Source organism: Protofrankia sp. Cj3, from assembly GCF_917627355.1.
Classification (GTDB): domain Bacteria; phylum Actinomycetota; class Actinomycetes; order Frankiales; family Frankiaceae; genus Protofrankia.
This window is the reverse complement of record NZ_CAKJTR010000065.1, coordinates 5,944-12,975: the sequence shown is the minus strand read 5'-3', so window position 1 is coordinate 12,975 and position 7,032 is coordinate 5,944. Positions and strand designations below refer to the sequence as shown.

At 71.1% G+C, this 7,032-nt stretch carries 8 protein-coding genes; 5 read left to right on the top strand and 3 right to left on the bottom strand.

From position 1 onward, the window contains the following. The 3 genes from MJ783_RS11165 to MJ783_RS11155 form a co-directional block, all read right to left on the bottom strand. Positions 1-1,500 (bottom strand): DEAD/DEAH box helicase (locus MJ783_RS11165; protein WP_239310333.1); only part of this gene is annotated, 1,500 nt, incomplete at its 3' end. A 75-nt stretch (positions 1,501-1,575) separates the two neighbouring features. After that, positions 1,576-3,585, bottom strand: a complete 2,010-nt coding sequence (locus MJ783_RS11160; protein WP_239310332.1) for a hypothetical protein — start codon at positions 3,583-3,585, stop codon at positions 1,576-1,578. Then, positions 3,582-3,869 carry a hypothetical protein gene (locus MJ783_RS11155; RefSeq protein WP_239310331.1) on the bottom strand — a complete coding sequence of 96 codons (288 nt, stop codon included), beginning with the start codon at positions 3,867-3,869 and terminating at the stop codon, positions 3,582-3,584. The genes MJ783_RS11160 and MJ783_RS11155 overlap by 4 nt, the downstream gene beginning before the upstream one ends. On the opposite strand from MJ783_RS11155, the gene MJ783_RS11150 reads away from it, so the two are divergent. From MJ783_RS11150 to MJ783_RS11130, 5 genes are all read left to right on the top strand, one after another. Next, complete coding sequence (locus MJ783_RS11150; RefSeq protein WP_239310330.1) at positions 3,856-4,104, top strand: helix-turn-helix domain-containing protein; 249 nt, start codon at positions 3,856-3,858, stop codon at positions 4,102-4,104. The genes MJ783_RS11155 and MJ783_RS11150 overlap by 14 nt on opposite strands. 4 nt (positions 4,105-4,108) lie before the next feature. Then, positions 4,109-4,372, top strand: coding sequence for a hypothetical protein (locus MJ783_RS11145; protein WP_239310329.1), 264 nt, complete (start codon positions 4,109-4,111; stop codon positions 4,370-4,372). A gap of 1,158 nt (positions 4,373-5,530) precedes the next feature. Continuing rightward, positions 5,531-5,788: a hypothetical protein gene (locus tag MJ783_RS11140; protein WP_239310328.1), complete on the top strand. Its 258-nt coding sequence runs from the start codon at positions 5,531-5,533 to the stop codon at positions 5,786-5,788. A gap of 191 nt (positions 5,789-5,979) precedes the next feature. After that, the gene (locus MJ783_RS11135; RefSeq protein WP_239310327.1) at positions 5,980-6,186 is read left to right on the top strand and encodes a MazF family transcriptional regulator; all 207 of its coding nucleotides are present in this window, start codon (positions 5,980-5,982) and stop codon (positions 6,184-6,186) included. Then, positions 6,183-6,890 carry a Fic family protein gene (locus MJ783_RS11130; RefSeq protein WP_239310326.1) on the top strand — a complete coding sequence of 236 codons (708 nt, stop codon included), beginning with the start codon at positions 6,183-6,185 and terminating at the stop codon, positions 6,888-6,890. Before MJ783_RS11135 ends, MJ783_RS11130 begins: the two co-directional genes overlap by 4 nt. Positions 6,891-7,032 lie beyond the last annotated feature (142 nt).

Genomic DNA, 7,032 nt, shown 5'->3' with positions numbered 1-7,032 from the left:
CTCGGGCCGCGCCGCGTCCTGCGGCCGCGGCGGGTCACCGAGGACGAGCCATGCGCGTCGGTCGCCACGCGCGACCCGGGAGGTGAAGTACTCCCCGGATCTCTCCTTCTGGATGACGCCGGTGAGGTGCACGGCGCCGCACCGCTTGCAGCACCCGAACTCGAACACCGCGGCCGAGCAGTCGGGGCAGACCTCGCGCCGGGCCAGTGCCACGTGCGGCCCGCCCGTGCTCCCGGCGTCACCCGCGAGGCAGGTGAACGCGCCCTCGGTGGCGCGGGCGAACAGGTGGTAGCGCGCGGACAGCATCGGCGCGCCCGAGGCGTCCCGGGCCGCCGTGCCGAGCGCGACCAGTTCCGCCAGCCGGGCCCCGGAGATCCCCGCGGCCTCGGCCAGGTCGGTGAACAGGCGCGGCCCGTCGGCGAGCAGCGCGCGGACCCGGCCGAGGCCGGCGGCGTCGGCCGGCCCGAGGTCGGGGGCGTCCTGGACCGGGCCGTCCGGCACCGCCACCCGGGTAGCCTGGACGAGGTCCTGGCGGGTCGGGTTGCCCGGACTCCACTCGAACGGGGCGTCGAACAGCTTCGCGGCGAACTCCATGACGGCCGCCGGGCTGTTGCCGACGGTGGCGGACGTCGCGATGGCCTGCAGCGGGCGGGCGGAGTCCTTTTTCCGGGAGAAGACCTTCTGCTTGAGCCGGCGTAACAGCATGCCGACTTCCTCGGCCTTCGCCCCGTCGTAGACGTGCGCCTCGTCCAGCACGACGAAGCGCCAGTGCCCGCCGTGCGGCCCCTCGAACAGGTCCATGTCCGCGGGGCGCAGCAGCAGGTACTCCAGCATCGCGTAGTTGGTCAGCAACAGGTGCGGCGGGCTGTCGCGCATCTCGGTTCGGGAGAGCAGCTCGTTCGAGAGCCTGGCCTCGCCCGGGTTCAGGGCCTCGAACAGGGAGGCGCCCTCGGCGGGCCGCTCCGGTGTCTCCCCGGTGTACCGGCCGAACGTGATCTCGGGTGCGCCCGCGAGCACCTGCCGCAGCCGGCGCACCTGGTCGTTGGCCAGGGCGTTCATCGGGTACAGCAGCAGCGCCCGGACCCCTGGACCCAGCGTCCCGGCGTCCCGCTGCCGGACGAGCTCGGCGAGGACCGGCAGCAGGAAGCTCTCCGTCTTGCCCGACCCGGTCCCGGTCGCGACGACGAGGTTGCGGCCCGCGGCGGCTTTGCGGATCGCCGTTTCCTGGTGCGCGTACAGCGGCCGGTCCAGCGGCAGCGCGGGCCCGCCGAGCCGGGCGAACCCGCTGGGCAGGACACCGTCGGCGATCAGCCGCCGCAGGCTGGCGCCCGCCGCGTACGGCGGTGTCGCCTCGAGCAGCGGCCCCTTGGTCAGCAGCGGGCTGGCGTCGATCGCGTCCCGCAGCGCCCGCGCGAGCTTCGGGTCGCGCACCGGCAGCAGCGACCGCAGGTAGCGGCGGTACGTCAGGCTGAGGTGCTCGGCGGTGGCGATCACGTCCATCACTGAAGAATCTCGTGTCGGGGTTTCTCGCTGTTCAGGGGCCCTCGCGGGTGGCCCACGCGAGGGGCTGCGATGTCAGGCCGGTGTGACCGTCCACGGATCATCGGCCGGGCCGGCGCCGGTCACGGTGGCGAATGTCACGACGGTTCCCTCGCTGACGGTGATGGTGAGCTCGGTGTCGCCGTGGACGGCTGCCGTGTCCAGGATACGGCGCAGCGGGTAGCGGCCGTCGCGCAGCGCCCTCAGGACCTGGACGGGTTCTCCGCCCGCCATGAGCGTGATCGCCGGTGGCGTGGCGGCGCCCGGCAGGTCGATGCGCAGCAGGCCCCCGCGCCACAGGTCGTCGTGGGTGAGGCGCAGCGGGCCCGCGTGGTGCCACCCGGTCGCCTCGGCGCCGCTGCCCGGCTCGGGATCGATCCGCAGCCGCAGGTGCGGCGGGGTCACGGCCAGGCGCTGGACCACCGCGCCGGCGACGCAGGTGACCTCCCGCGTCACCGTCTCCTCCTGGTAGGCGGCCGCGGCCGGGGAGACCGTCATGCCCGGCGGGGCCGAGATCACCGCCTCCGCGGGCTGAAGCCCCCGAGGGCTGGTAAGCCGAGGGGCCGGGTATGCGGTGACGCCCAGGCCCTCCGCGAGTACCACCGTGCGGCGCAGCCCGGGGACCACAGAGATCACGACCTCGCCGAGCAGCGGCCGCCGCATACCGCGCCACAGGACGTCCGGTCGCCACGTGTCACCGGTCGTCGTGACACTCGCGAGGGTGGCCGCGGAGCCCGTCCGCCGTGCCTCGACCCGGAAGGTGGCCTGACCGGGCGGGAGCAGGACCTCGGGGGGCGAGGCGAGGACAGGCCCGCCGGCGACGGTCGTGACGCCGGGGATCGGCGGACCCGTGCGCAGCACCGGCCTGGTCCGGCCGCGCACGAGGCGCCGGCTGGCGTCGGCATCGGCATCGGCGTCCGCATCGGCGTCGGCATCGGCATCGGCATCGGTACCGAGGGCGATCCAACCAGCCTCCCGCAGGTCCACCTGGATGAGGCGCCAGCCACGCCAGGCCAGCGGGAGCGTGCTTGTCACGAGGGTCCGGACCGGCGCGTCGGAGCGCAGCTCAGCGCCTGCCGGGCAGAGCAGCCAGACGGCGTCGGCGGGCAGTGCCCCGTCCACGAGCGTCCCGTTCTCGTCGAAGGCCAGCAACGTGGCGCCCTCGGCGGTGATCTCCTCCGGCAGCGCCGCGCGGGCCTGTCCCGAGACGCCGTCCGTCAGGAGGACCCCGCCGCCGAACGGGTCAAGGCGCGCCTGGCCCACCCCGTCGGGGAGGCCGCCCGCGGAACCGGTGTGCTCCTCCGGTGCGGCCACGTGGGCGAGCACGGCCACCTCGACAGCGGGCGCGCCAGGCAGCCCCAGCACCCCGAGCGCCGCGAGGAAGGCGTCACCCCACTCACGGGCGGACCGCGCACGTGACCGCAGCCCCGCGGCCCGGTGCCAGGCCGGCCAGAACGCCGTCGTGCCGGCCCCGGACGCGGCGCGGGCGATCCCGACGACGACGCAGGCGGGCCACCTCCGCGCCACCCCGCCTGCCCCCAGCACCCGGGACTGCGCTCCCAGCGCCGTAGCCACCGCCTGCGCGAGCCCAGGCTCTGCCTCAAGCCGTCCGGCGAGGGCACCGGCCCGGAGCTCTCGCCGCCAGCCGGACTCGAGTAGATCGAGCAGCCTGTCACCGGCGATGGTGCCGCTGATGGCTCTACCTCCACTGGGCAGGATGGCCTCCGAGGAACGCTTGCGCCGCTTGTCCCGCGAGGACTGACACGAGACTGCGTCCTCGAGGGTCTCCGGCGCAGGCCTGACGCCCACGATGGTGACACGCTGGCCGTTCGTGGGCGCGCTGACCACCGTGCGACGCGAGGAGACACGTTCCTGTCGGACGTGCATGCGGTTGAGGCCCAAGCGTCGACGCATCTCGGCGAGCCGATGTGCGCGGTTCTCCGCCACGAGCCGTCCCGCCCCTGCCTCGACCTCGCGGCGGTTGTGTTCGTCGGGGAAGAACTCGGCGAGGAAGCCGTCTCTATCGTATCCGTGGGCGGTGCTCACGCGTCACGTTCCTTGAGGTCGAGGGCGTAGCGGGCTTCGGCGAGCGGAATCTCTCTTTCGTACCAGGCTGACCACTGGCCGGCCTTGTCGCCGGCAACAAGCAGGACCGCACGGCGCTCGTCGTGATGGCGGATGCGGCCAAGCGCGAGACCGTCGGGCCGACTGCCGGCGTTGCTGGTCCCGCCCGGACCAAGCCGGTTCGAGCCGGTCAGCGGGTACAGCCGGCGGCTGAGTTGTTGGCCTGGGCCCGTGAGGAGGACGGGGGTAGTCGTGGCCTCCCGCACCGCCGAGGTGGCTCCCACCGAGGCTGCGGTGCTGCTGGGGATGTCACGTCCCCAGGTCCGCAAGCTCATGGACCGCGGCCTGCTGGAGTACCGCAAGGTCGGCACGCACCACCGCGTGCGCGTCTCGTCGATCCGGGCGTTCCTGGAGACCGAGCGCCCGCGGCGGCGCGAGGCACTCGCAGACCTGGCAGCCGTGCAGAACGACCTCGGCCAATATCCATCAGACAGGCCCTAACCGAATGAGCGCCACCACCGACGAGACCGACCTGATCCGGATCGTTCTCGCCGACGCGAACGTGCTCTACTCCCGTGTCCTGCGCGACTACCTGCTGTATGCCGCCGACCAGGAGATCATCGCTATCACCTGGAGTGCCGCGATCCTTACCCGTGCGGAAACGGTACAAGACGGGGCGAAGCTTCCGCGGGTGTGCGTTGATCACTTGTGGCAATTCAGGGCCTGGACTTGGACCGTTCGGACGGCGGCGGTGGCGGCGCGACAGTGATCCCAGCTGCGGCCAGAATGCTGAGGTCAAGAGCCCAGGTCGTGGTGGACCGTTGGGTCCAGAGTTCGAAGGCGGCATCCACGTGCTCGTGCGCCTGCGCCTCGGTGAGCCCGGTGACCTGACATAGGTGATCCAGCGCCTCGCTGTCCCGGCCGCGCAGCATTGCGAGGCCGAAGTGGGTCGCGGTGTGGCAGTCGGTACACAGACATACCAGCCGGCGCAGGCGCTGGACGCAGGCGCGATTGTCGTAGGCCCAGCGTTCGTGGACCTCCAGCCAACGGCCGGTGTCCCGGTCTGGGCCGCGGCCGCATGCCTCCTTGTGCTCAGGCCGCCGTCGCGCCGAGGAGGGGCAGACAGCCAGTAGGTCCGCGCCAGCACGCGCGGATCTCGGGCGAGACTCGCCCGGCCGCTTGGCCGATCATCAGGAACTGCTACAGGACGGCGCTCTGGATCAGGTCGCTCGCCAGGGTTCGCACGGTGGCAAAGTGGTCGGCCATATGTACCAGCATCCGAATCTATTGATCTTGGTTGCTGGCCCTGAAATCACTGTCCGGCCGGTCGCTACCGGGGCTCTGACCAGGGGCAATGCCCAGTGACCGCGCCGACATCCACATCATCTGCCGAATCGAACAGGCGTTCTGGAGGCTTGGCGGTTCCGGACGCTTTGGCCCGTCTCGTGGCCGTGATCATCGCCGACGGCGCTCACGCTGCCGCCCCCGACAAACCGAATATCCCATCCGCGGTCAGGACTCGAACCTCCCTGTAGGCGACCAGCCGTACACGGGCACCATCGCATCACCGCGTCCGGCGCTGCCACCAGCGTGGCCTGCCGGGACGGGCCACACGGACTCGATCATGGAAAATCGTATGCTCGTCCGCGGAGGTGGCGTCGCCGATGACCGCGAACCTCAACCCAACGCGAGACCACCGCCAGCGGCACCGTCAAATGACGCTGCGGGCAGGGTCGGCATGGTGAGCCACGCCTGACAGCACGTCTGCTCGCACGCCGTGCAACTCGGTCGTGCCGACTCCCGTGTCTCGTCACCGCCAGCGCACCCCAACGCCAGGCTACGCCCGGGCCACCGGCATCCGTGGACATGGCGAAGACCGGGCAGGCGGCGTACTGTTGTGTACACGCAGATACACAAGGAGGGTCGCATGGTCACGACGAAGGTGGGGATCCGTGAGTTCCGCGCCGGACTCGCGGACTACATCGCAGCCGACCACCCGATCGCGGTAACGCGACATGGCCGGACGGTGGGGTTCTTCATCCCGACAAGGACCGACCTCACGGCTGAGATCGCCGCGCTGAGGTCTGTGGCGGCGCGACTCGACGAAATGCTGGCGCTCGACGAGACCGAGATCGATGAACTTGTCAAGGACTACAAGGAAGCCCGGCGCGGAGAGAGCCGGTAGCCGAGGAGCTGGCCGCCTCGATGGGGACGGTGCCGTGGAGGTCGACGATCCCGCCGAGAGCGGCAAGATCGTTCGCCCATGCGCGCCTTCGTCCAGTCGCTGGGCTCGTGCGTGCGCAGGCAGGGCGGCGTCGACGCGCCGGGCGGCGGACGCCACCACAGCGGGTTCGTACTGCGACGTACCCTGTTCGTATGCGAAAGAAAGTCGTCACGATCGGGAATTCGGCGGGCATCACGATCAGCCCAGCCGAACTGCGTGCTCTGGGCGTCGGCCCCGGAGATACGGTCGAGGTGACCATCCATGCCGGGGTGCTTGAGGCCCGCGCCGTGAGCCGGTACGAGGACACCCCCCTGCCCGACCTGATCGCCCTGATCAATGCGGCGCGGACCCGGCTGTGACCTGGACCCGACAGGAGTTCCTCGCCGAGGTCGCCCGCGCCGGCGTCCTATCGCCGGACTACGCCGAGGACGTGCTGGTGCGCTTGGCGCACCACTCCGCGGCGCTTGAGGGCAACACCCTCACCCTGGCCGACACAATCACCCTGCTGGTCGACGAACGGGTGCCCGTGGCCGGCACGCCGGTGCGCGAGTTGTACGAGGTCGCCAACCACTACGAGGCGCTCGCCCGCATCCTGCAGGCTGTCGCCGACGACGAACCCCTGACCACCGACCTGGTCCGGGACCTGCACACGGCGCTGATGGACCACCTGGCCCACGACCGCGGCCAGTACAAGACCTCCAGCAACATCGTCACCGGTGCCTCTTGGCAGCCCGCACCACCCGCACGCGTCCCAGAACTCATGCTCCAGTGGGCCGACCAGGCTGAGTGGCAAACTGCCAACCTCGACAACGAGGCCCTGCTGGAGGCGATAGCCGGCGGACACGTCGCCTTCGAACGCATCCACCCATTCTCCGACGGCAATGGCCGCACCGGCCGCGCGATCATCGCCTACCAAACCATCCGCAGGTTCGGGTTTCCCGCCATACTCCAGGTCACCCAGCGACCCGGGTACATCACCATGCTCGACACCCAGGACACGCCCGCCCTGACCCGCCTCCTCGCGGTCTCACTCGCCGACGAGGCAAACCGCGCCGCAGCGTAGTCACTCTGGTCTCCTGCCCATAACGCCAGCGAGGCGGGGCCGCCCGGGAACGTCGCTACGATCGGTGGTCATGGGCGATGACGACTTCCTTGGACGGGTGTCGCGGCTGCGCGGCGAAGGTTAAGAGGCTCCGGCAATAGGG